Below are 23,462 nucleotides of genomic sequence, written 5' to 3' on the forward strand. Positions count from 1 at the left end.
GCCATACTATATCCATGACAAACCATTCAAGCGGAAGAAAACAAGAAGACGCGATCCCATCGCTTGTTCAATCGCAGCGCCAGATTGATCGGTATGGACTCGATGTTGATGCGCAAGCTGTACTCGTCGCCGCCAGGCTGATGGAGGCAGGAGCCAAGCTTGGGCATGCGGCCGAAATACATTTTGCCAGATTCGGCTTATCTACGGGACGATATCGGTTATTGGCAGACCTTGAAGATAACGGTGGGGAAGTGCTGCCGTCACAACTGGCAGAGCATCTGGGGGTAACACGTGCTACTGTTACTGGTCTGATCGACATCCTGGAGCGCGATGGCCTTGTTTCACGACGAGCGAGTTCAAAAGATGGCAGGCAAAAATCAGTCATTTTAACGGAGCTCGGGACTAGCAAGCTGCGTGAAATGGCGCCTGAACACTTTGCGAGATTGGAAGCGATGGTCGGATTGCTCAATACTCAGGAGCGCAGTGTGTTTCTCGACCTGCTTGGCCGCGTGACACAAGGCATCTCGGCACTGACAGACGAATAGTAAGCAGGAAAGCGGGCTAGGCAGCTAGCCCATTTTCATCCGCATATAGTTAGGTTCCTAATCATTTTTCTAGAAAGAAGAAAGGAGGTGAAAAACATGCATGACCCTGCAAAATCGGAAGGTGTTTATCCAATCAAGAGGGCACGTTCCGAACGAAAATCGTTTGTTTTATGGCGAGAAGTCATCATGGCTTATTTGTCTCCTGCGATCATGGCGAGCATAGGAGGATGGATCAGCGCTGACAAAGGGCTGCAAATAGGGGCATTGACCACGATTGGTGGAATATCCGCATTGATTGCCGCACTCCTTGGGCGATGGTTACAGAGTCATGGTATACATAAACGCTGGGTCACCCGTACGCCTCATTTGGCGTTGGTAGCGGTTATGGGGATGACAATGGCAGTGATTGGTCTATTGGCAGCATGGTTAACAACGGAGTTACTCGTCATCTTTGCTCCCGGTGAATCGTTGGCTTGGCTAAGTCGTGTCTGGATCGACTTCCCACTATCAGCGATAATCGCCAGCACGTTAATCACATGGCGGTGGCGTAGTGCCATCAACCATGATTATCAAAATAGGAATTACGGAGGAGAGAGAAAATGATCGTAGTCATGGGAGCAACAGGAACCATAGGTAGTGCACTTTTGAAACGATTGATAGAGCTTGGTGTCCCAACGCGGGCATTGAGCAGAACGCCGGAAAAACTTCAGATGCTAATGGGAGATCGGGCAGCATCTACGATGGAAGTCGCAGCAGTGGAAGCTTCTGACCCTGAATCGTTGCGCCGAGCGTTTGCAGGTGCGAATCAGCTCTTCCTTTCCCTTTCAAACAGTCCCAATCAGGTTGAGCTGGAATCATCGATGATTCGCATAGCAGCTGAGGCTGGAATCCAGCACATCGTGAAAATATCCAGTCCAGCCTACGACGAAAAGGCGCCAGTCGCCGTAGCGGGATGGCACCAGGAAATCGAGAGCGCTTTATCAGAATCGGGTATGAATAGTACCGTGCTGCGACCGTACGCCTTTATGCAAAATCTGCTCCGCTTCGCATCGACGATCCAGTCGCAACATGTTTTCTTCGGCACGATGGGCGAAACAGCATGCAATTTTATCGATTGCCGGGATATCGCCGATGTTGCCGCAGAGGTATTGACCCATCCCGAAAAGGCAGGTCGTGTATACACACTGACGGGTTCTGAGGTTTTCAGCTATCCGCAAATTGCGAGCAAGCTGTCCGAGCTGCTCGACCGCCATATCACGTACATCAACAAGGATAGCGAAGCACTCCGACATGATCTGATGGAGTACGGAAACATGCCGGAGTGGCTCGCTAGTCATGTCGTTGAAATTCAAGCTATGTCAGTAGCGATCCCAGAAAAGCCGACAGACGATGTAGGGCGTGTCCTCGGCAGAGAGCCTCGCAAGCTGGACGCTTTTCTGAATGAACATATTGAAAAGTTCCGTTAATCAACAGGGCTATTTTCTAACAGCGAAATTTCTTGAGCTTTCAAAAGAGCTTGTGTGCGATTGGTGACACCGAGCTTGCCATAGATCCGATGCAAATACACCTTGACTGTCCCGAGCGTATTCCCTAGCTCATCGGCAATCTTCTTGTTAGATGCTCCTTCGGCCAGCATGGAAAGGATAATCATTTCCTTTCCAGTTAACGGCTCGATTAGAGGAGCTTTTCTTTTTTCCATTTTCTTAGGGAAAAGGGATAGCAGTTGATTGACATACGTAGCTGATACGGACGGAACTGGTTGTTGGGATCGTTTTCTCAATCGTAGTTGGTAATCGTGCAAGAGGTGTGACATCGCCGTTCCCTCGTCCAGAAAGCTACGGACGTAGCAGTTGTTTCCGCCAATCAAGAGTGCTTCGTGGAGGAAAGCCAGCGCTTCTTTTTTTGTTACCGCACTGCTGGTGGGCGAGTGCTTGCAGAATGGCGATGTCTACCTGACTGATCAATAGCTCCTCACGAATGCTGGATGGCTTTAGGATCGCTAAAATACGCAAGGCTTCCTGTTCCTGCCGCTCGGCGAGCAGCAAACGGACATAGGTCAAAACCTCTAATTCTCTCTGGATGCTTGGTTGATTCAGAATGGAAGGGGGAAGCTTGGACAACTCCACTTTCGCCAAAGCGATGTCGCCTTCCTGGATCGCGATGTGTGCGAGAAAGGCTTGTAACGGGCTGAACCAATACGAAGCACCCCAGCTCGCGAGCATTTCTACTGTCTCCGAAACGATTTTGCGGGCCGCGACAAAATTCCCCTCTACCAGCTTGATTTTGGCGGATGTCAGGACATAAGGGACGAGTAGGCCAGGAATTTGCTTGTGCAGGGCAACGTAGCGAACGCGCTGCAGATAATCAAGGCTCTCTTCCAGCCTGTTTTCCTCATAAAAACCCTCCGCTAATGCCTGAACGACATACAAGTTGATCAAGGAATCCTTCCAGCCATTTGCTTCGAGTATGTCAGAGAACTGATTGCCTACAACCTCTGTTTGCTCGGACAGTATGCCTTTTAACCCGAATCTCGTACGCCGAATAAATGGTTCTGTCGTGTTGTAATTAAAGTGGTAAAACAACGGACTTTCAGGCAACCCTCCGCTAAGCTGTGAAGAACTGGCGATCCAGCGATCAAAATCCATCGTGGCGAACACCAAATTCGCTCGGACAAAAAACAGACCGCTCAAAAACTGACGATGCTCTGTTGAGTCTTCTATGGACGGAATCGTTTGCTCCAATTCAGTGAGGGCCACCTCCGCCCTATCTATTTGAACGCAGGTAACCAAGAGGAACGTATAGATCAGACGAAAAAGTGGTGAAAAATAATTCGCGTGATCAGGGATGCTGTCCAGCGTTCTGAGAAAGCTGGAAAACTCGCCGCGTTGGAGCAGTACCTGAGAATGTTGCTCCAATAATCTTACAGCCAACGGGTAATCGGCAGCGGCAATCGCATGATCGATCGCTTCGTCCATCATTCCACGCTCCGCATAGCTCTCACTGGCTAGCCGGTGCAGCTCACGTGCTTCTCCGGGAGCTGTCTGCTCCAATTGACTGCGCAAAAAATCGGCAAACAAATGATGGTACCGATACCACGTCCCGTAATCATCCAGCGGGATTAAGAAAATGTTTTGGCGGTGCAAGTTGGTTAGCATTTGTTGGCATTGGGGCAGGCCAGTCAGAGCGTGGCACACGTGAGCGTCCATTCTCACCAGCACAGAGGTTTTGAGCAAGAAGCTGCGCTCCTCTTCTGGGAGTCGCATGATCACTTCATGAAACAAATACTCCGAAATATTGCGATGAGAGCCAGTGAATCCGGCAAAAAATTGATCGTAGTTCTCCATATTCACGAGTGAAATGGCAGCGAGCTGCAAGCCGGCGACCCAGCCCTCCGTGCTTTTCACCAGCTGCTCGATTTGCATTTCGGTCAGAGGTAAATCGTGAACCTGCCGGTAAAAGCTGTCCGTCTCTTGATGACTGAAAAGAAATTGTCCCGACTCAATGTGACATACTTCATGACGTACGTTCCATTTGACTGTAGAAAAAGGCAACGTGTTGCGACTGGCGATGTACAAATGGACGTGGCTCGGGACATATTCCAAAAAATAAGCGAGACTGTTGTGAATCGTCTCATCCGAGATCACGTGGTAGTCATCGAGAATGATAGCAAGGGGCTGTGTCGTAGAAGCAAGTTCATTGAGCAGGGAATCGATGAAGGTAAAGATCGAGGTATGACTGGTCGCCTTCATGGCTGGTTCCATTCGTTCGGAGAGTTCTGTGAAGTCAGATGCAGATAGCGTAAATACGATGTATCTCCAAAAGCGAATCAGGTCATTATCCATCTCATCGAGTGAGAGCCATACAGTGGTACCGCCGTACTGATGCGCCCATTGACTGAGCAAGGTCGTTTTTCCATAACCGGCTGGGGCGTATAACGTGGTCAGTCGGCATTGCAGACCAGCGTCCATTTTTTGCAGCAGTCGGCTCCTGTGAACGCTATTTGACCGAACGGCGGGCATTGCTGTTTTGGTTTTCAGCATAATGGAATGATGGAGCATGTTTGTACCGTCCTATGTATTAGAATCTTATTTGTCCATTATACTTGGTATCGGCAAAAATCGACATTTGAAAAAAGAAAGAATCTTTTGTCCAAAGAAGCAGGCCCTAAACCGCCATCTTTTGCATGGTCGTCACTTTTCGGCGAGAAATTTCCATGGAAGCCAGACATGCTTCAACAGGCTTCACATCCCACGCCTTCTAGAATGGAAGCAAAAAAGAGAGATGGGCGATAGAGGAATGAAGATTGGACGATGGAAATACGCCGTAAATGTGGTAGCTGCTGCGATGCTCTGTGTTGCAATGGGAACGGAATCGGTCGCCGTCCAGGCGAGCAGCGAAGGGGATGTGCAGGAGCAGGATTCTATTCAAGTAGCGTTTGTCGGGGATATGATTTTGGATAAGAGCGTCGGGAATCAGATCGGGCGGTACGGCGTAGATTATCCGTTTCAAAAAACAGCGGATTTTCTCAAGCAGGCAGACCTGACGATTGGCAATCTGGAGACACCAGTCAGTACGCGGGGACGTCCAGAGAAAAAGGAATATACCTATCGTGCGAAGCCAGAGTCGTTGAAGGGGCTCGTGAACGCGGGTTTCGACGTGGTCAACTTGGCGAATAATCATTCACTAGATTACGGAATGGACGCGCTCTATGATACGATGGAGCATCTGAAAAAGGTGAAGATCGGTTACGTGGGGGCGGGGAGAAACGAAGGAGAAGCATTCGCTCCCTACATCCAAACGATCAAGGGGAAACGCGTGGCAGTCATCGGGATTAGCCGTGTCCTTCCAAATGAGCGTTGGTATGCGCGAAAAAACAAGCCAGGTCTCGCACATGCCTACTCTTATGAGCCGATGCTGTCCCATGTAAAAAAGGCAGTGGCGGAGTCAGACATAACGATTGCAGTCATGCACTGGAATCGGGAATATAAGGATTACCCAGAACCATATGCGCGTGAGATGGCGAAAAAGCTGATCGACAGCGGTGTGGATGCCATTGTCGGGTCACACAGCCATTCGATTATGGGCGTCGAGTTTTATAAAAAGGTGCCGATCTACTACAGCGTAGGGAATTTTGTGTTTACCACCTCGCGCAATCCGAAAGGTCGCGAAGCCATGATGGTCCAACTGACTTTTTCAAAAGACGGGAGCAAGAGCCGCGTGATCCCGGTGAAGCTCACGAACGGTCAGCCTGCTCCGATGGACGAGAAAAACACAAAGAGGATCATCGACAAGCTCAACCGCATTTCTTATGGGGCGAGCGTTGACGCAAAAGGCGAGGTTAGCGAGTCTAAGCCTCAATAACGAGTCGCCGCATCATTTCTCTTCGTGTGAAACCATACTGTTCGTATAAACCATGAGCATCCCGAGTAGCGAGTATCATGCTCGTATGACGGATGTCTGGATGTTCCACCATCGCCTCCATGAGCCATTTGCTCAATCCCTTACCTCGATGCTTTGGGTCGACGAAGACATCACACACCCAGGAAATTGTCGCGTAATCACTCACGACCCGGACGAACCCAGCCTGTCCATCCTCACCATACAAGCCGAAACAGAGTGAATTTTCGATACTTTTTATGATCATTTCTTTGGAGCGTTCTGACGCCCAATACGTTGTCGACAGCCAATCGCTGATGCGTTCGACATCGAGTAAAGCTTTCTCATCACTGATTTTGTAAGGCAGTGTCGCGTGTCTTGCTTCCATCTGTATCCCTCCGTATTTGTATTTACTCCTTTGCTTACGATTCACTATACTCAAGGGACTAGGGCGCATAAAGGAGAGAAAAGTGAATCTGTACCCACACAGATGACGGGGGAGTGAACGGGATGAAGAATAAATACGAAGTGGTGAAAGACAGCATCAAAGAGCAGCTTCGCACCCATACAATCAAGCCAGGGGAGAAGCTGCCGTCGATTCGTACTGCATCCGAGCGTTGGTCGTGCAGTTTGAATACGGCGATACGGGCGTATCAAGAGCTGGAAAAGGAGCATCTGATTTACTCCATTCCCAAAAGCGGTTATTACGCGGTCCTTCGCCCTCTTCAAAGGGCGCGTTTTCCAGAGGAGCGAATTGACTTTACAGCAGCCAGCCCTGACTCAGAAGTCATGCCATTCAAAGATTTCCAGCATTGTCTAAACCGTGCGATTGAATTGTATGAGGATCAGCTGTTCTCTTATTCGGACCCCCAGGGCTTTTTTTCCTTGCGACGGGCATTGGAGAGCCATCTCGCCCAATCACAAGTATTTGCATCCCCTTCGCAAATTTGCGTCGTTTCCGGCGCTCAGCAAGCGCTGCATCTGCTCGCCTCGATGCCGTTTCCAAATGGAAAGAGTGCAGTGCTAGTCGAACAGCCCACCTTTCACGGCATGCTGCGTTCACTCGAGCTACTGGGAGTTACCGTTCTGGGCATCCAGCGGACTGCGGCAGGCATCGATATGGATGAGCTGGAGCGGCATTTTCGCAACAACCAAATCAAGTTTTTCTACACGGTTCCCCGGTTTCACAATCCGTTGGGGACAAGCTATACAACGGAGCAAAAGAAACAAATCGCAAAGCTGGCTCAGCGCTACGATGTATACATCGTCGAGGATGACTATCTGGCGGACATGGAAACCAGTCTGAAGGCAGACCCGATCTACAGCTACGATCAATCAGGTCGAGTCCTGTACGTCAAAAGCTTTTCCAAGATCATGCTGCCCGGACTTCGATTGGCGACAGTCGTCCTGCCCCCTTCCGTGATGGAAACGTTTCGGTTGTTTAAAGCATCGTGCGATTCCAGTACGGCTGTCTTATCTCAGGCGGCCTTGGAGCTGTATTTGAATAGCGGGATGTACGACCATCATGCTGCCCTTGTTCGGGAACGTTATCGCCTGCGGATGGAGACATTGGCAGAGTGTTGCCGGCGCTATCTTCCCCCGCAGCTTCACGCACAAATCGGAACAGGCGGGATTTTTTCGAGAGTGCTGCTTCCCGAAGAGCTGGACGCCCAGGATATCATCGCTGCATTGCACCAGAAAAACGTGCGGGTCATGTCCACGAACCAGAGCTATTTGCCTACCTTCCCGCGTGAAAACGGCTTGCGAATTAGCATTATCCAAGCAGATGCAGATAAGATAGAGAGAGGGATCGCCCTGTTAGCTGAGACTGCTACTGGACTTTTGCAGAAGCAAAGAAAAGAGGGTCAGTCGCGGATCATCGATTGGATCTAGTGGTTATGTATACTTGAGGAATGGGCAGAATGGAGACGTATATCATCACGAAAAGGAGTGATTGTCAGTGCAAGCCATCACTACGTTTTTCATGTTCCATGGACAAGCGGAAGAAGCGATGAAACTTTACACTTCTATTTTTGATCGCTCAGAAATCAAGCAGGTCATGCATCACGAGAATGGGCAAGTCCTTCACGCTACTTTTACATTAAAAGACCAGACCTTCATGTGTATCGACAATACAAACGGTGACTATCATGCCTTTACTCCGGCGATTTCGTTGTTTGTAGACTGCGATACAGAGGAAGAGGTTGACCGGGTTTTTGGACAGCTTTCCTCGGATGGACAAGTCCTTATGCCGCTTGGACAATATCCGTTCAGTGAAAAGTTCGGATGGGTTCAAGATCGTTACGGAATATCGTGGCAGATTCATTTACCGAAAAGATGATTGAGGCTGAAAAGCTGGTATACCTCTTGGTACCGGCTTTTTTTTATAATAAACGCTGCTGTAGTGGGGGGAAGAAGCGAATTTCCAGTCTACGCTTCGGCCTACGCCCCGCATGGGGTATCACTGCCCGCTTCGGAAAAAATGTCGGGAGCGCTTCAAACGTAGAAGTTTCGAGAAGGTCATTCATAAGTGAAGCTGAAATTCCCCGCCATTTTTTCCTACGCTAAGTAGGGCTCCAGAGGCGCTTGGACTGGAAATTCGCTTCTTCCTACGTAGTTTTTCGTTCATTTGTTGAAAGTGGTTCTAAGATGTCTTAGTTTCAATTGAATTGTCTTTCAGATGCTTCCTTGCGTTAACATACAAAACGTCTTAAAGATTCGAAGGGTTCCCCAGCTGTACGAAAGTCCTGTCACATGTTTGGAAGGAGACCGCCCGAACGAAGAGAGGATACAGGCGACTGGAAAACATGTGGCAGGGCTTCTCCCGACCACTACAACAGGAAGACATCCATCTTGCAGTATGTCTACATCGTCATCAACTGACGAAAGCTACGACGATAGCTCCACAACAAATACACTTCCAAAATCGCAACAATTAGTCCCATAGCAAGCATGTCGGGATCGACAAACAGGTGGAACGTCAAGATGTTGACAGCAAGAGGAGCGGTGGCGGTTAGAGCCAGTGGGACGAAGCGGTTAGTTAGGAATAGCAATCCACAGATGATTTCGACGGTTTTGACCAGAACGAGCAAATACCCTTGTAGAAGCTCCATGGCAGCAGGGCTAGTTGGAAAGATAGGCTCGAATCCAAATAAGACAATGTAGCCATTCACACCTGCTCCAAGCAAAATCAATCCAAGGATGATACGGGCCAATACGGGCAAAGTCAGTGTCATCAGGCATCACTTCCTTGTAGTGGAATATGGATGATGAAGTCTTCGAGGAAAGTATAACTCCACTTTGACCACCTGGTCAATATTCGTTATGATAGGGCAAAGAAGAACGGAGAGAAGGTGACGGACATAAAAGGAATCTGGAAAGACGAAACGCTGGAGCCGAACATGCGAAAGCTGTTGGATGCGGCCCTTGTTGAATTTTCCGCGAAAGGCTATGAACGAGGCTCCACCAATCAAATCGTTCAGAACGCAGGCGTATCAAAGGGGATGCTGTTCCACATTTTCGGGAATAAAAAGGGACTGTTTCTGGCGATTGTCGATGCTTGTATCGAGCATTTTTTTGCCTATATACAGGCGCGAATGGAAGCGGCGCCGCAAGATTTTTTTGCACGATTTCTTCATGTCAATCAAGCGAAAATGTCCCTCTTTGCCGAGGAACCAGCTATTTATCAAATGGCAGTTGCGACCTTTTTCGATTATCCCGAGGAATGTCGTGCTGAGATCGAAGACAGAGAAACACAGTTCAATGCCCGATATCTTCCCTTGTTTCTGGATCAAGTCGATACGTCATTGATCAAAGTGCAATTCGATCCACAGAAGGCGCTGCATTTTTTGTTGTCGGCTGTAGAGGCATTGACGCAAAAGTACGTCCGCGCAAACTACGAAGCCAGCGATAAAGGCTTCGCACATGTCCAATCCTTTTTTGCGGAATTAGAATCGTACATGGATATGATGAAGATAGGGCTGTACAAACAATCAGACAGTGAAGCATAAAGGTGGAAAAAATAATGGATGAGAAATGGACGCGCCTGATACATAACATGAATCCGTCAGCCAAGCTCCTTCGTGCATGGGAGCTAAAAGGAGGGATCTCTGCACAGGTCACCGCGCTAGAAATAGAGACCCCTGACGGCACAAAGAAAAAAGTAGTCGTCCGCGAGCACGGTCAGGCTGACCTCAAGCGAAATCCGCAGATCGCATCAGATGAATTCAAACTTTTGCAAATACTGAAGTCCGCTGGCTTGCCGACTCCAACGCCTTATCACCTCGAAGCATCCAGCGATATGTTTCCCACACCGTGTCTTGTCATCGAATTCATAGAAGGACAGACAGTCACTGCACCAGCCGACTTGTCCAGCTTTTTGCAACAAGCAGCTGAGGTGCTGACTCGCATCCATTCGGTAGACACTTCTAGACTGGCGGGTACTTATTTGCCAAAACAAGAAGAAGCGATAACGGAAAAGCTCCACAAAAGACCTACGATCCTGGACAAATCATTGGATGAGGGACTCATTCGCGAAGTGCTGGAGTCCGTTTGGCCACTGTCGCAAGCGAATGCAGCATCGCTTTTGCATGGCGATTTCTGGCCGGGAAATACGATGTGGAAGGAAGAGAAGCTGGCTGCTGTCATCGATTGGGAGGACGCTGCGATCGGCGACCCCTTATCTGATCTCGGCAATGCCAGACTGGAGATTTTGTGGGCATTTGGAGTGGAGGCCATGAATGACTTTACCCTTTACTACCAATCTGCCAGCAAGACACTCGATTACACCCAGCTTCCGAACTGGGATTTGTGTGCCGCACTGCGACCAGCTTCGAACCTATCTGATTGGGGATTGGAAAAAAGTATTGAGAAAACCATGCGCGAGCGACATTCTCTATTCGTGATGCAGGCGTGTGAAAAACTAGGCATTCCGTATAAAAGACATGCCACTGATGAGAGCCTCGAATAATCGGGGTTTTTTTTGTTTGGAAAAAACTGTTGACCGATCCGGTGACGATACCTATAATCTAATTCATAGTAAACAGGTAAGAATTATTAGTTATTATCTTTTGATCCGACCGGACCACCGGAGGAGCTGGTTTTACTGATGTGAGTGGATATGAAGGAGGATCACCATGAAAAAAAGGCTTTCGCAAATCATTTCAACTTTGTTGCTAGGGACGCTACTGGTCACAGGTTGCAGCTCCGAAGGCAGTGCGCCGGCTACCTCGACACAAACGGCAACTCCGTCGACAGAAGCATCAGCACCCGCTGCCAGCAAGGTGCAAGACATAAAAGACGGCATCAATTTGGCTACGGATTTATCCAAGCTGCCGGAAGCAGCAGCCAAAAGAACCGATACATTCATTGCGGGATTGACGGAGCCAGGCGGCGTGTTTAACCCGTTTTTTTACCACAACGGCTACGATGGCAACGTCTCCTCAGCGATCTTCGAATCACTGGTGGATGTCGATGCGACAGGAAAGCCAGTATCCAAGCTCGCGGAAAAATGGGACGTATCTCCTGACCAGCTCACGTATACGTTCCACCTGAGACCGAATCTGAAATTCAGTGATGGTTCACCTCTGACGGCAGAGGATGTAGCCTTTACACTGACGATTCTGCACGACAAAACGTACGACGGTGAAACGGACATTTTCATAGCAAGTATCAAGGGTGGTCGTGAATACAAGGAAGGCAAAACGAACACGATCGAAGGAATCAAGGTGATTGATCCACAGACGATCCAGATCACGACGGAGAAAGTGAACGCCAAATCTCTCGTCCTGTTAGGCGGACAGGTGCTCTCCAAGGCGTACTACGGCAAGGAGTACAAACCAGGCAATCTGGAGTATCTCCGTACCTTGCATGGCAAGCCATTGGGAGCTGGACCTTACAAATTCGAGGCGTACATTCCTGGACAAGAAGTCCGCTATCTCGCAAACGAACACTATTATGCGGGCAAGCCGCAAGTCGAACATTTTATCTACAAGACGACCGAGGGCGACGCTTTGCAGTTCATCCAGACAGGGGAAATGGATTACAACTCCTTTACCGTCAACTCGGATAACATTGAGCAGCTGCAAGAGCTGGGATACGTGAATATCAATCTGTACACATCCAGTGCCTATTCGTACATCAAATTCAATCATTCCAAGCCATTTTTCAAAGACAAGCGCGTCCGCCAAGCCTTCATCTACGGACTGGATCGCCAAAAGATTTTGGACTTGACCTACCAAGGATACGCGCAAGTCGCCAATGTACCGATCAGTCCTGTTTCGTGGGCCTATACGGAGGATGTCAATCCGTACGCATACAATCCGGAAAAGGCGAAGCAGCTCCTGGAGGAAGCGGGCTGGAAGCCGGGCGCGGACGGTATCCGTGAAAAAGACGGGCAGAAGCTAGTCGTGCATTACTACACGACAAAAGGAAAGCTGGGAGAGGTTCTGATCCCGATTGCCAAAGAAAACTACAAAGAGTTGGGCATCCAGTTTGAAGCGGAAATGATGGACTACAACGCCGTTTTGGCACGGACGGAAAAAGGAGATCACGACCTCGCTTCGTTCTCGACCACAATGCTGATCGATCCAGATGACGGTGTAGATGCCTTCTCGACGAAAAAGGGCAAGAGCGGATTTACCGGAACGAATGGCTACTCCAATGCCAAAGTAGACGAATTGTTGGAAGCAGGTCTATCTACGCTGGACATTGAGAAGCGCAAAGCGATCTACAAAGACCTGTACAAAGAGCTGAGCGATGACCCACCATACATCTTCCTCGGCTACCGCAAAATTTTGTCTGCGCACAACGGCAAGATCAAGGGCTTGGAACCGAATCCGTTCACGGGCATTTCGACCAGCCTGCCTAGTATCAAAATGGAGTAACAAGTTCGAGTAACTGACTCACGAATGTTGTGCCCGGCCCTGGGGCTGGGCTTTCTTTTTTTCCCCAAGCATGAAAGGAGGCCAACGATGACGTCCTACTTCCTGAAAAGGGTCTTTTACATGGCATTGACGCTCTTCGGCGCATCCATTTTGATTTTTTTCCTGTATGCCCTAACGCCCGGTGATTTCGTCGATACGAGTCCCAAGCTGACAGCCGAACGAAAGCTGGAGCTAAAAGCGATGTACGGGCTGGATAAGCCTGTCGTCGAACGGTATTTCATCTGGATGAAAAACGCCCTCCAAGGCGATTTTGGTTATTCCCTGCAGTACCAGCAGCCGGTGATGTCGCTGTTGAACGATTACATCTGGAATTCGTTTTTGCTGGCGATTACCTCCACCTTTTTTACGTGGCTGATCGCAATCTCAATCGGAGTTCTGTCTGCTGCAAGGCAACATTCCTGGTTCGATGCGCTCGTGACGATCGGTGTTTTTGCTGCGATGTCGCTGCCTGTCTTTTTCGTTGGACTACTGTTTATCAAGTTGTTTGCCGTTGATGCCAAGCTGTTTCCCGCAGGGGGCATGATGACGATCGGCAGCAAGGAAACAGGGCTTGCCTATGCGTGGGACGTGGTTCAGCACATGTTTTTGCCTGTGATGGTGCTGACTTTGCTGAGCGTGGGGACGCTGACTCGCTATTTCCGCACGAACATGCTGGAGGTTATTCAACAAGACTTCGTGCGCACAGCCCGGGCAAAAGGACTGAAGGAAAAAGTCGTCCTGCACAAGCACGCGCTGCGGAATGCGCTCCTGCCCGCCATTACACTGCTAGGCTTTGAGCTGCCAGCATTGTTCGGTGGGGCGATCATCACGGAAAAAATCTTTAACTGGCCCGGTGTCGGACAGTTGTACATGCAGGCGTTTTCTGTACGGGACTACCCGCTCTTGATGGGCTTTACGATGTTCCTGGCGATTCTCACCGTCATTGGAAACTTATCTGCTGATTTGCTGTACAGAGTGGCTGACCCGCGGGTTCGGTTGAAATAGGAGGGAAAACGATGGCATCAACGGTAAGTGAAGTAGCGGAGGTGACGAGACCAGAGCAGGTAGCGTTACGTTCTTCCTTGTGGCACGAGGCGTTTTTGCGATTGAAAAAGAAGCGTCTGGCGATGGTTGGACTTGTGTTTTTACTCGTCATGGCAGTGGTATGTTTCATCGGTCCGTTTTTTTCTCCGTATGCATCCGGCAAGATTAATACGGCCATGATCAACAAGCCGCCAAGCTTCTCCCATTGGCTCGGGACGGACAGCTTGGGCAGAGACATTTTGACGCGGTTGATGCAGGCTGGCCGAATCTCGCTGACAGTCGGCATTGCTTCCATGGTGCTCTCCGTTTCCATTGGCGCCCTTCTCGGGGCACTGGCTGGCTTTTACCGTGGGTGGGTCGATCAAGTGATCATGCGGGTAGCAGACGTACTCATGACCATTCCCGGTCTGCCGCTCTTGTTTATTATGGGCGCAGTCCTCTCCGAGTGGAAAATCCCGACCGACTACCGCATTTACATCGTCATGGTCATGCTGAGCCTGATCGGCTGGCCCGGCTTGGCGCGAATGGTCCGCAGCCAGATGCTCACCCTGCGTGAAAGTGAATTCATGCAAGCAGCAGAAGTACTCGGTCTGCGCGACAGACGCAAGTTGTTCTTCCACTTGCTGCCCAATCTGACACCGCTCTTGATTGTAGTTGCCACCTTGAACGTCGGTGGTGCGATCCTAAGTGAATCTGTATTATCGTACTTCGGCCTCGGAGTCGTCCCACCAACACCCACATGGGGCAACATGATGGATGCGGCGAACACACTGATCGATTTTCAGAAAAGACCGTGGCTGTGGGTTCCTCCGGGTATAGCTATTTTTGCTACCGTTATCTCGATTAATCTGCTGGGGGATGGATTACGAGATGCTTTGGACCCGAAGCAGAGACGTTGATGGTGGGCTTGAAGTGTTGTCGCCATCATGAATCTACTTTCAAGAGAATACTGAAGCAGCGTAGGGAGAAGTGATTTCCAGTCCAAGCGCCTCTGGAGCCCATCCTAGCTTCGGAAAAAATGGCGGGGAATTTCAGCTTCACTTATGGACTACTTCCCCGAAACTTCAACGTTTGAAGCGCTCCCGCCATTTATTCCGAAGCGGACAGTGATACCCCTTGCGGGGCGTAGGCCGAAGCGTAGACTGGAAATCACTTCTCCCTCTCCACTACAGCTCCTTCAAATACACGAAAAGGCAGGTGAGCCAAGCATGAGTGCTTTAGTCGAAATCCAAAATTTAAGCACCTACTTCAAGTCCGAACAAGGCGTGGTCAAAGCAGTCGATGCCCTCGATCTGCGCGTATATGAGGGCGAGACAGTATGCATCGTAGGCGAGTCGGGCTGCGGCAAAAGCGCGGCAGCCATGTCATTGATGGGACTAATCCCAGAGGCGGTAGGCAGTATCGTTTCGGGTGAGATATGGTTTGCAGGCCGTGATCTGCGAAAAGTCAGCAAAGAAGAAATGCGAAAGCTCCGCGGCAATGAGCTGGCAATGATTTTTCAGGAGCCGATGTCGTCACTCAATCCCGTATTGACCATCGGTGAGCAGATCATGGAGCCGATCGTGGAGCATCAAGGTCTAAGCAAAAAAGTAGCTCAAGCGCGAGCCGTTGAGTTGATCGAGCTAGTCGGAATCCCGCGGGCAAAAGAAATCGCCAAATCGTACCCCCATGAATTGAGCGGGGGTATGCTGCAACGCATTATGATTGCCATCGCAATATCCTGCAATCCCCGCCTGCTGATCGCCGATGAGCCGACGACTGCTTTGGATGTGACCATTCAGGCGCAAATTCTCGATCTGCTGCGCAAAATCAAGGAGGAAGCCCAAACTGCGATTCTTTTTATCACGCATGATCTGGGTGTCGTAGCGGAAATGGCCGATCACGTAGTTGTGATGTACGCAGGGAAAGTGGTAGAGGTGTCTCCTGTTGTCAAGCTGTTCGAGGAGCCGAAGCATCCGTATACACAAGGCTTACTTCGCTCCAAGCCTGTGTTGAATCAACGCAGAGCCAAGCTGTATTCCATCCCTGGTCAAGTACCGAATCCGACGACACTCGGTGAATCGTGCTATTTTCTTGACCGCTGCGATCAGTGCTTGGACATTTGCCGGGTGAAGCAGCCGCCTCTGCGCGATGGGGGAGAAGGCAGAAAGGTCGCGTGCTGGTTGTATGAGGAGGAGATCGCCCGTGGACAATAACTTGCTGGAAGTGCGCCGATTGAAAAAATACTACCCGATTACCGGAGGGCTTTTAGGCAGGAGGATCGGCCATGTAAAAGCGGTGGATGACGTCAGCTTTTCCATCCAAAAAGGGGAGACGTTCGGGCTGGTTGGTGAATCCGGAAGCGGAAAAAGCACGACAGGTCGCACCATCCTGCGCCTTTTGGAAAAGACAGAGGGAGAAGTCCGCTTCCAGGGTATCGATGTGCACGCCTTGAATCGCCAAGAGCTCCGAGCTTTGCGCCCGCGGATGCAATATATTTTTCAAGACCCGTACAGCTCGCTGAATCCGCGGGTCCGAATCGGAGAAGCACTGGGGGAAGCGCTGCTTGATCACGGGCTGCTCCCACAAGCAGAGGTCAGGGAAAGAGTCTTAGAGGTCATGGCATTATGTGGATTGGCACCGTATCATGTCGATCGGTACCCGCATGAGTTCTCGGGCGGTCAGCGTCAACGGATCGGTATCGCACGGGCGATTATGATGAACCCTGATTTTATCGTCGCGGATGAGCCAGTATCTGCTCTGGATGTGTCGATCCAAGCCCAAATCATCAATTTGTTTGCAGAGTTGCAGGAGCAAAGGAAGCTGACGTACTTATTTATTTCGCATGATTTGAGCGTCGTGGAGCATCTGTGCACGAGGATCGGCGTTATGTATTTGGGGTCATTGCTGGAGCTGGCACCTCGGGATGAGTTATTTTTGGAGCCGCTTCATCCGTACACCAAAGCATTGCTCTCCTCTGTACCGCTTCCGATCCCGAAGAAAAAGCGGGAGCGTATCGTCTTGCAGGGAGACATGCCAAGTCCGGCGAATCCTCCGGCAGGGTGCAAATTCCACACGCGCTGCCCGTTTGTGAAGGACATTTGCCGACAGGAAGTGCCTGCTTTTCGCGAAGTTAGCACCGACAGATTTGTCGCCTGTCACTTGGTGTAACGGGAATCAATGGGGGAATGAAGAACTGCACCGGGCATTGACCGATAGCAGAATGATATGGTAATATTTTCATATCATAGTAAACGTATCGGTTTTTAAATAATTAACTGATCGGTCGACCGAAAGCTCCCGCGAGGACAAAGACAATCGAGCTGTCTAGTTGCGCAGGGGGCTTTCGTCAATCGAGGGAAAATGAGGTGAGAAAAGCCTCTTGATTCCCAAACTGTTTGACATTGACGGTTAAGGGATCAAGAGGTATTATCAGATCAAAAAACAAAGTAAATTGGTATGATTAATATGAATTGATTTTACGAAACAGGAGGGGGCTTCCCATGGCAAAAAATGAGATTTCCCTAGACGATCTCTTATTAGAGAAAATCGCGCGCGCACTGGATGGTCTGGAATACGGCTCCATACATATTGTGGTTCACGATTCACAGGTCGTTCAGATTGAACGAACGGAAAAATACAGACTCCCTGCGGAAAAGGCTGAGACAAAGATTTCGCAAGCGCGCACCGGAAAATAGAAGAAAAGGCGTGGAAAAAAGAGAGGAGGAAGGACTATGGCAGGCGTTCTTGTGGTAGGAGGAGATCGAGTAGCAGAAATCGAGAGCTTGTTGCAGAACAAAGGGTTCCAGAATGTCTATCACGTATCTGGTCGCAAAAAATCCGATGTGAAGGCGACGATTCCTTCTGATACGGAGCTTGTTCTTGTCTTTATTAACTTTGTGAGTCACAGCTTGAGCAAAAATATAAAGAAGCTGGCGAAGCAAAAGCACGTCCCGATCGTATTTTGCCGACGGTCATGTGATGCTGTAGCCATGTATGAACCAGCGATAAGCTAGAGAGGACAGTCCAAATATGCGCGGATGAATAGAAGTATTCAAGGATGAATACTTCTTTTTTGCGTGACAGAGACTACTGGTAGAAACTTGTCGGACCGATTCGGGTAAAAGTATTCAGCACTGAATAAAACCAACAAAAGAACAACCGAAAACACGAATGGCATAAAATTTGCAGAATATTTATTCAATAATCGGTTATCCAACTCAAACAGGGGGGTACAGCATGAAAAGACCAGTTGTCGTGACAAGTCTCTTCGTTTTGCTTACGGGACTATTTGCAGGCTGTAGCAGCGGCAATACGCCGACTCAAACCGCACCAGACAACCAGCAGCAACCAGCGCCAGCACAGCAGGCAACTGTGCAGACTGCGGCAGAGCAGACGTTGCACATGAATGCCGCCGAGCCTGAAACACTTGATTCAGGCATGTCCAACGATGTGATTTCTGGTGCCTTCATCCGTTCGTTGTACGACGGACTCGTTCGATTGGACAAGGATGGCAAGCCAGCCAATTCCGTTGCAGCCGACATTCAAGTATCGGAGGACAAAAAGGTGTATACCTTTACATTGCGCGACAGCAAGTGGAGCAATGGCGACCCGGTTACGGCTCAAGACTTCGCATTCGGCTGGATGCGCGTGCTCAATCCAAAGACAGCCAGCGGCTCCGCCTACAAGTACTATCCGATCAAAAATGCCCGCGCCTTTTTCGAAGGAAAGGCGAAAGCGGAGGATGTCGGCATCAAAGTCGTCAATGACAAGACACTGCAAGTCACCTTGGAAAACCCTACCCCTTACTTCCTAACACTTGCGACCTTCTACTATCCGGTCAACCAAAAGGTAGTAGAAGCCAATCCCGATTGGGCGAAAAAGCCCGAGTCCATCGTGACGAATGGGCCGTTCAAGCTGGTGAATTGGGAGCATAAAAACAAGATTGAGCTGGCCAAAAACGAGCACTATTGGGACAAAGATGTCGTGAAGTTTAACGAAATCGAGTTTTCCATGATTGAAGATACCAATACCGAGCTGGAGCTGTTCAATAGCGGCGAGCTGGATTGGGCTGGCGGCCCGATTAGCGGACTACCTGCGGACGCCATTGGACCGTTGCGCGATGAAGGCAAGCTGCAAACCATGCAACGTGCCACCAACTACTATCTCTTGTTCCAGACAGAGAAGCCGCCATTTACGAATAGCAAAATCCGCAAAGCGTTTGCCTACGCGATCAACCGCAGTGACATCGCAGAAAATATTGGTCAGGCCGGACAGACTCCCTTGATGGGCTTCGTCCCACTTTCCGCTACCCTGAAGCCAGAAGGATATTTCAAGGATAACGATGTGGCGACGGCGAAACAGTTATTGGCAGAAGGAATGAAGGAGACGGGCATCACTAAACTGCCCGAAATCACCTATCTTTACAATACCTCCGACCTCAATAAGAAGATTGCCGAAGCATTGCAGGCTCAATGGAAACAATCTCTCGGTGTGGACGTCAAGCTGATCAACAAAGAATTGAAGGTCATGTTTGACGATCAGGAGCAAGGGAAGTACATGATTTCCCGAACAGGCTGGACGGGAGATTACAACGACTCCGTCAACTTCCTGGAGTTGATGATGGAGAAGTACAGCTCCAATAACTCTACCTTCTGGTTTAGCGAGAAGTACGTAGAGCTGGTGAAAAAGGCGTACGCCGAGCCAGATGAGGCCAAACGCAATCAGTATCTAGTCGAAGCGGAGAGCATCTTGATGGAAGAAATGCCGGTCACAGGTGTGTACTCCAGCGTCAATTCGTGGGTACAAAATGAAAAGGTAAAAGGCATCACGGTCGATCCATTGGGCTACATCGACTTCAAGTGGGGATACAAAGAACAATAGCGCTGAAAAGAAAAGGCCGACACAAAAATCCATGTGTGGGCCGTTTCGCGAGCGATGAGGGAGGAATTTTAATGACTTGGCAGCAAGCAGTAGAAAACGTGCTGAAGGAAGCACCCGGTATTTTTGGAATCGCAGCTGTGCATCTGGAAACAGGAGAGACAGCAGGGCATCTGGATGAAGAGTTGTTTCAACTGGCGAGTGCATTCAAAATTCCGATCATGGTCACCTTGATGCGCGAAGTGGAAGCAGGACGAATCCGCCTCGACCAGCGTGTGACACTGAAATGGGAGGATCGCGTGCCGGGGTCAGGCATTTTGCAAGAGCTGGATGCCGGAGCGGACTTAACAGTCAAAGACTTAGCGACACTGATGACGATTGTCAGCGATAACTATGCGACAGACAAAATCATCGAACTGATCGGCGGCATCGACAAGGTGAATGAGCACATGCATGAGCTGGGGCTTTCGCAGATTCATTTGCGGCATAATTGCTGGGAGCTCCTCAACCACTGTGTAGGTATGAATGAGCCTGCACCTTCGGAAGCAGGGTTCGATGAGTTCATGCGACGGGAAGAGTCAGGCAATTACGAATTGATCCACGATGTATCGATGCCTACCCGTGATAATAACGTAGCGACACCAGCCGAGCTAAACCGCCTGCTTATCATGATTGTGCGAAAAGAAATTCTCACGGAAGCCTCCTGCGAGCTGATGCTGGACATCATGCGACGTCAGCATTACAACAGCCGTCTGCCGTACTTGTTGCCAGAAGGAACAAAGGTCGCGCATAAGACAGGGACCGTCAATGCAGTCGTCAATGATGCTGGCATCATTTATTTGCCCGAAGGAAAAGGAATGATTGCGATCACGGCACTATCACGCGGTGTGACTGACAAAGAAGCCGCAGAGCTTACCATCGCCCGTGTAGCAAAAGCGATTTATGAGCAAGCAATGGGGAGTTGATGAAAATGACGGCATGGAAGGAACAGTTCCAGGCGTATGCACAGCAGCTGCTGGACGAGGCAAAGGCTCCGGGCGCCGCTATTGCTGTTGCACGTGATGGTGAGCTTTTGTACGAGGGGACGTTTGGTTTTCGCGACAGAGAGCAGCAACTGCCACTTTCCTTCGACACCGTTTTTGGCATCGCATCCATCACCAAATCATTTACCTGCGTTGCGATCATGCAGCTGCAGGAGGCAGGCAAGCTGTCTGTCCACGATCCGGTCGTGAAATATTTGCCTGAATTTCGGGCGGGCGACCACGAGCTGACTGCACGCATGACGATACATCACTTCATGACACATACGCCTGGAATAGCGCCCATGCCTTACTTAGACGGTGCAATGAGGCGGAGTATGGAGAATGATCCTGCTGTCATTGGCACCAAGGCGGAGGAAGAACTGAAAACAGTGCCTTATCTGGATACTTACGAAGAAGTCATGGAAGCCATTGCTGGATTCGAAGGGAAGCCGCTCTCAGAGCCAGGGGGTGCCTTTAGCTACAACAACGATGCGTACGGGCTTTTGGGGGCGATCATTGAACGGGTCAGCAACCAGACGTATGAAAACTACGTTGCGACACATATTTTGCAGCCACTGGACATGGACAGAACCGTTTTCTCCGTGGATGAATTGGCTGACAAGGATGACGTCACGATTTTGTATACCAACAAAAAAATCGAGGACGAAAACCAAATCATTGCAGCACCCATCTGGCACGATGCCCCAGCGATGCGAGCAGCCGGTTTCCTCAAATCGACTGTGAATGATTTACTCGCTTATTTGGAAGTCTTTCGTTTGGGGGCAACGAGAAACCCGACATCGATTCTGTCTGCCGATAGTGTCCGGGAGATGCTCACTCCCTTTGCTCGTGTGGACGGGCACCGCTCCTACGGCTATGGTCTGATGGTCTCGCCTGCCTTTCCAGATAGCTTACTGGTAGAGCATGGCGGATCGCTGAAGGGAATCAGCTCGCACATTTTTTCGGTTCCGGTTCAAGGGATTACGGGCGTGATTCTGGTCAATCTCGATGGCGTGAGCGTCCGAGAGTTGGTCCTCGGCTTTTTGAACAGTTATTTTGCAAGACCGGCTGGAGCTCCGGTCTATGTCTATGATCCATACGAGGTCACAGATGAGCAGCTGCCACTGTACGAGGGTCGCTACTCTTCGCAGGAATGGGTAAGCGCATCGATAGCCAAAAGCGAAGGCAAGCTATTCCTAGAGGTGGATGGTCACTCGTATCCACTGATCCCGGTACAAAAGGACAGCTTCGTTTTCCAAAAAAGAGATTCCATCCCTTGGATTGAGTTTTTCCGGGATGAAGACGGGCAAATAGTGAGGATGAGCTACGGATTGCGTCAGTTGACGAGAGAAACCACAAAATCGCCAAGTTAAAAGGGGAAACAAGGGTAGGAATCCTGAGGGTTCTTATCCTTTTTTTCTTCCCCAAAAGGGAACCCACCCGTTGCTAGCGAATTGTTCTTCTCGAATGGGAAAAAAAGGCAGGGGCAATCTAGGAACAATGGGAGACGAATAGGATGGATTGGATAGCGGCGAAAGACAGATGGCTATCGTCGTTGCTCTTGTCGATGGAAGATGTCGTGGAAGGGCATATGACGGACATGCTTTCGTTTGGCGGACCGATTTCCCATTACTATCGAAAATATGAACAGCAGCAGCGAATGGGAATTTCCGGTATGTTGACGGATGTCATGCAGCAATTGTTTTCCGAAGAGAAAGAGTACGCCGAGTATTTGTACGCACTGTCTGTGGAGTCCTACATTTGGGGGGAGACATGGGCAAAAGGAGACATTTCAAAGGAAGTACTGCTGCAAACGTTATACAATCTGCGCCAGCTTATCTTTGAGCGTGTGAGACATTCCTGTACGGATGCCGAGATAAGAGATGCGCTACTGTCTCGCCTGCATGAGATATTAAACATTCGTTACTACCATGCGATGCGCGGATATTTGGCCTGCAAGGATCAAATGATCAGCCATTTGCATCGGCAAAAAATCGGGATCATTGAGCAGATGGCAGCGGGAATGGCACATGAAATACGCAACCCCCTGACAGCGGTGAATGGGTTTTTGCAGCTTATGCGAAAAACGATAGAACACGATGGTCGCAGCCGAGGGTGGGAGATGTTTGAACAGTACATTCAAATTTGCCAGCACGAGATGCAGTCCTTGAATAATCTGGTGACGAGCTTTTTGATTCTTGCCCGCAAAAATGAAACGGGGGACAGTCAAAATGAGATCGTCGAGCTTCGTCCCTTGATGGAGCGTGTGCACGAGCTTGCGAAGCATTACGTGATGGAGAAAGAGGTGCGGTTGTCCTTTGGTTATGCAGAGCCGCATGTTCAGGTGTGGGCGATTCCTTCCTATGTGGAGCAAATTTGCCTGAATCTGATTAAGAATGCAATGGATGCGGTAGCCCATAATGGATATGTCACCATTTATACGGAAACCTCTTCGATGCAATCATTTGTAAGTGTGACGATTGAGGATAATGGATGCGGGATTTCCGAGCAACGCCAAAAGCACTTATTCGAACCTTTTTATATAACGAAGGAAAAAGGGACCGGGATTGGACTGTCGGTATGCAAAAAGCTCCTCGAAGAAATGGGCGGTAAGATCAATATCCAATCGACAGTAGGAGTAGGGACGAAAGTAGAAATCCTATTCGCTGTCCCTCCTGCAAAAGAATTTTAAC

23 protein-coding genes are annotated in these 23,462 nt (G+C 49.7%); 19 read left to right on the forward strand and 4 right to left on the reverse strand.

All coding sequences use genetic code 11. The features are described 5' to 3' along the window. The first annotated feature begins 14 nt into the window (after positions 1–14). The 3 genes from HP399_RS07370 (at position 15) to HP399_RS07380 (ending at position 2,011) form a co-directional block, all read left to right on the forward strand. A complete protein-coding gene (locus HP399_RS07370) occupies positions 15–545 on the forward strand; it encodes a MarR family winged helix-turn-helix transcriptional regulator (RefSeq protein WP_173620544.1) in 531 nt (176 codons plus the stop codon). 96 nt (positions 546–641) lie between these two features. After that, positions 642–1,148 carry a hypothetical protein gene (locus HP399_RS07375; RefSeq protein WP_173620543.1) on the forward strand — a complete coding sequence of 169 codons (507 nt, stop codon included), beginning with the start codon at positions 642–644 and terminating at the stop codon, positions 1,146–1,148. Further along, positions 1,145–2,011, forward strand: a complete 867-nt coding sequence (locus HP399_RS07380; RefSeq protein ID WP_173620542.1) for an SDR family oxidoreductase — start codon at positions 1,145–1,147, stop codon at positions 2,009–2,011. Before HP399_RS07375 ends, HP399_RS07380 begins: the two co-directional genes overlap by 4 nt. Here HP399_RS07380 and HP399_RS07385 read toward each other — a convergent pair. Beyond that, entirely contained in the window at positions 2,008–2,358 is a 351-nt protein-coding gene (locus HP399_RS07385) for a helix-turn-helix domain-containing protein (RefSeq protein ID WP_228088474.1), read from the reverse strand. The genes HP399_RS07380 and HP399_RS07385 overlap by 4 nt on opposite strands. 22 nt (positions 2,359–2,380) lie before the next feature. Continuing rightward, positions 2,381–4,603 (reverse strand): winged helix-turn-helix domain-containing protein, encoded by a 2,223-nt coding sequence (locus tag HP399_RS07390; protein WP_228088475.1) that lies wholly within the window; start codon positions 4,601–4,603, stop codon positions 2,381–2,383. A gap of 238 nt (positions 4,604–4,841) precedes the next feature. Here HP399_RS07390 and HP399_RS07395 point away from each other — a divergent pair, with 238 nt between their 5' ends. Further along, positions 4,842–5,906 carry a CapA family protein gene (locus HP399_RS07395; RefSeq protein WP_173620541.1) on the forward strand — a complete coding sequence of 355 codons (1,065 nt, stop codon included), beginning with the start codon at positions 4,842–4,844 and terminating at the stop codon, positions 5,904–5,906. Here the strand turns inward: HP399_RS07395 and HP399_RS07400 are convergent. Further along, positions 5,893–6,309, reverse strand: coding sequence for a GNAT family N-acetyltransferase (locus HP399_RS07400; RefSeq protein WP_173620540.1), 417 nt, complete (start codon positions 6,307–6,309; stop codon positions 5,893–5,895). The genes HP399_RS07395 and HP399_RS07400 overlap by 14 nt on opposite strands. A gap of 122 nt (positions 6,310–6,431) precedes the next feature. Here HP399_RS07400 and HP399_RS07405 point away from each other — a divergent pair, with 122 nt between their 5' ends. Together HP399_RS07405 and HP399_RS07410 are read left to right on the forward strand one after the other, a co-directional pair. Next, on the forward strand, positions 6,432–7,814 hold the full coding sequence (locus tag HP399_RS07405; protein ID WP_173620539.1) for an aminotransferase-like domain-containing protein: 1,383 nt from the start codon (positions 6,432–6,434) through the stop codon (positions 7,812–7,814). A 61-nt stretch (positions 7,815–7,875) separates the two neighbouring features. Further along, on the forward strand, positions 7,876–8,262 hold the full coding sequence (locus HP399_RS07410) for a VOC family protein (RefSeq protein ID WP_173620538.1): 387 nt from the start codon (positions 7,876–7,878) through the stop codon (positions 8,260–8,262). Positions 8,263–8,785: 523 nt separating this feature from the next. Here the strand turns inward: HP399_RS07410 and HP399_RS07415 are convergent. Further along, positions 8,786–9,157, reverse strand: a complete 372-nt coding sequence (locus HP399_RS07415) for a hypothetical protein (RefSeq protein ID WP_173620537.1) — start codon at positions 9,155–9,157, stop codon at positions 8,786–8,788. Between the two features lie 117 nt (positions 9,158–9,274). Here HP399_RS07415 and HP399_RS07420 point away from each other — a divergent pair, with 117 nt between their 5' ends. The 13 genes from HP399_RS07420 to HP399_RS07480 all read left to right on the forward strand — a co-directional run bounded on the left by HP399_RS07420 (position 9,275) and on the right by HP399_RS07480 (position 23,461). Further along, complete coding sequence (locus HP399_RS07420; RefSeq protein ID WP_173620536.1) at positions 9,275–9,931, forward strand: TetR/AcrR family transcriptional regulator; 657 nt, start codon at positions 9,275–9,277, stop codon at positions 9,929–9,931. A 14-nt stretch (positions 9,932–9,945) separates the two neighbouring features. After that, positions 9,946–10,890, forward strand: coding sequence for a phosphotransferase family protein (locus HP399_RS07425; RefSeq protein WP_173620535.1), 945 nt, complete (start codon positions 9,946–9,948; stop codon positions 10,888–10,890). Positions 10,891–11,056: 166 nt separating this feature from the next. Then, positions 11,057–12,805, forward strand: a complete 1,749-nt coding sequence (locus tag HP399_RS07430) for an ABC transporter substrate-binding protein (RefSeq protein WP_173620534.1) — start codon at positions 11,057–11,059, stop codon at positions 12,803–12,805. A gap of 87 nt (positions 12,806–12,892) precedes the next feature. Continuing rightward, entirely contained in the window at positions 12,893–13,849 is a 957-nt protein-coding gene (locus HP399_RS07435) for an ABC transporter permease (RefSeq protein WP_007729598.1), read from the forward strand. An 11-nt stretch (positions 13,850–13,860) separates the two neighbouring features. Further along, positions 13,861–14,787: an oligopeptide ABC transporter permease gene (gene opp4C / locus HP399_RS07440; protein WP_173620533.1), complete on the forward strand. Its 927-nt coding sequence runs from the start codon at positions 13,861–13,863 to the stop codon at positions 14,785–14,787. A gap of 309 nt (positions 14,788–15,096) precedes the next feature. Further along, complete coding sequence (locus HP399_RS07445; RefSeq protein WP_173620532.1) at positions 15,097–16,083, forward strand: ABC transporter ATP-binding protein; 987 nt, start codon at positions 15,097–15,099, stop codon at positions 16,081–16,083. After that, positions 16,073–17,038, forward strand: a complete 966-nt coding sequence (locus tag HP399_RS07450; RefSeq protein WP_304502541.1) for an ABC transporter ATP-binding protein — start codon at positions 16,073–16,075, stop codon at positions 17,036–17,038. Before HP399_RS07445 ends, HP399_RS07450 begins: the two co-directional genes overlap by 11 nt. 332 nt (positions 17,039–17,370) lie before the next feature. Next, complete coding sequence (locus HP399_RS07455) at positions 17,371–17,565, forward strand: YezD family protein (protein ID WP_173620530.1); 195 nt, start codon at positions 17,371–17,373, stop codon at positions 17,563–17,565. Between the two features lie 36 nt (positions 17,566–17,601). After that, positions 17,602–17,883 carry a DUF2325 domain-containing protein gene (locus HP399_RS07460; protein WP_007729617.1) on the forward strand — a complete coding sequence of 94 codons (282 nt, stop codon included), beginning with the start codon at positions 17,602–17,604 and terminating at the stop codon, positions 17,881–17,883. A gap of 223 nt (positions 17,884–18,106) precedes the next feature. Next, the gene (locus tag HP399_RS07465; RefSeq protein WP_173620529.1) at positions 18,107–19,750 is read left to right on the forward strand and encodes a peptide ABC transporter substrate-binding protein; all 1,644 of its coding nucleotides are present in this window, start codon (positions 18,107–18,109) and stop codon (positions 19,748–19,750) included. Positions 19,751–19,821: 71 nt separating this feature from the next. Next, entirely contained in the window at positions 19,822–20,712 is an 891-nt protein-coding gene (locus HP399_RS07470; protein ID WP_173620528.1) for a serine hydrolase, read from the forward strand. Between the two features lie 5 nt (positions 20,713–20,717). Continuing rightward, positions 20,718–22,142, forward strand: coding sequence for a serine hydrolase (locus HP399_RS07475; protein ID WP_173620527.1), 1,425 nt, complete (start codon positions 20,718–20,720; stop codon positions 22,140–22,142). A 143-nt stretch (positions 22,143–22,285) separates the two neighbouring features. Next, positions 22,286–23,461, forward strand: coding sequence for a sensor histidine kinase (locus HP399_RS07480; protein ID WP_173620526.1), 1,176 nt, complete (start codon positions 22,286–22,288; stop codon positions 23,459–23,461). Position 23,462 lies beyond the last annotated feature (1 nt).

Source organism: Brevibacillus sp. DP1.3A, assembly GCF_013284245.2.
In the GTDB taxonomy this organism is placed as follows: Bacteria; Bacillota; Bacilli; order Brevibacillales; family Brevibacillaceae; genus Brevibacillus.

Coding starts and splice junctions, on each gene's coding strand:
- HP399_RS07465 (WP_173620529.1), top strand. CDS start 18,107: ATGAAAAGACCAGTTGTCGTGACAAGTCTCTTCGTTTTGCTTACGGGA.
- HP399_RS07470 (WP_173620528.1), top strand. CDS start 19,822: ATGACTTGGCAGCAAGCAGTAGAAAACGTGCTGAAGGAAGCACCCGGT.
- HP399_RS07370 (WP_173620544.1), top strand. CDS start 15: ATGACAAACCATTCAAGCGGAAGAAAACAAGAAGACGCGATCCCATCG.
- HP399_RS07425 (WP_173620535.1), top strand. CDS start 9,946: ATGGATGAGAAATGGACGCGCCTGATACATAACATGAATCCGTCAGCC.
- HP399_RS07430 (WP_173620534.1), top strand. CDS start 11,057: ATGAAAAAAAGGCTTTCGCAAATCATTTCAACTTTGTTGCTAGGGACG.
- opp4C (WP_173620533.1), top strand. CDS start 13,861: ATGGCATCAACGGTAAGTGAAGTAGCGGAGGTGACGAGACCAGAGCAG.
- HP399_RS07415 (WP_173620537.1), bottom strand. CDS start 9,157: ATGACACTGACTTTGCCCGTATTGGCCCGTATCATCCTTGGATTGATT.
- HP399_RS07480 (WP_173620526.1), top strand. CDS start 22,286: ATGGATTGGATAGCGGCGAAAGACAGATGGCTATCGTCGTTGCTCTTG.
- HP399_RS07385 (WP_228088474.1), bottom strand. CDS start 2,358: ATGTCACACCTCTTGCACGATTACCAACTACGATTGAGAAAACGATCC.
- HP399_RS07375 (WP_173620543.1), top strand. CDS start 642: ATGCATGACCCTGCAAAATCGGAAGGTGTTTATCCAATCAAGAGGGCA.
- HP399_RS07380 (WP_173620542.1), top strand. CDS start 1,145: ATGATCGTAGTCATGGGAGCAACAGGAACCATAGGTAGTGCACTTTTG.
- HP399_RS07435 (WP_007729598.1), top strand. CDS start 12,893: ATGACGTCCTACTTCCTGAAAAGGGTCTTTTACATGGCATTGACGCTC.
- HP399_RS07400 (WP_173620540.1), bottom strand. CDS start 6,309: ATGGAAGCAAGACACGCGACACTGCCTTACAAAATCAGTGATGAGAAA.
- HP399_RS07455 (WP_173620530.1), top strand. CDS start 17,371: ATGGCAAAAAATGAGATTTCCCTAGACGATCTCTTATTAGAGAAAATC.
- HP399_RS07405 (WP_173620539.1), top strand. CDS start 6,432: ATGAAGAATAAATACGAAGTGGTGAAAGACAGCATCAAAGAGCAGCTT.
- HP399_RS07460 (WP_007729617.1), top strand. CDS start 17,602: ATGGCAGGCGTTCTTGTGGTAGGAGGAGATCGAGTAGCAGAAATCGAG.
- HP399_RS07395 (WP_173620541.1), top strand. CDS start 4,842: ATGAAGATTGGACGATGGAAATACGCCGTAAATGTGGTAGCTGCTGCG.
- HP399_RS07445 (WP_173620532.1), top strand. CDS start 15,097: ATGAGTGCTTTAGTCGAAATCCAAAATTTAAGCACCTACTTCAAGTCC.
- HP399_RS07475 (WP_173620527.1), top strand. CDS start 20,718: ATGACGGCATGGAAGGAACAGTTCCAGGCGTATGCACAGCAGCTGCTG.
- HP399_RS07390 (WP_228088475.1), bottom strand. CDS start 4,603: ATGCTCCATCATTCCATTATGCTGAAAACCAAAACAGCAATGCCCGCC.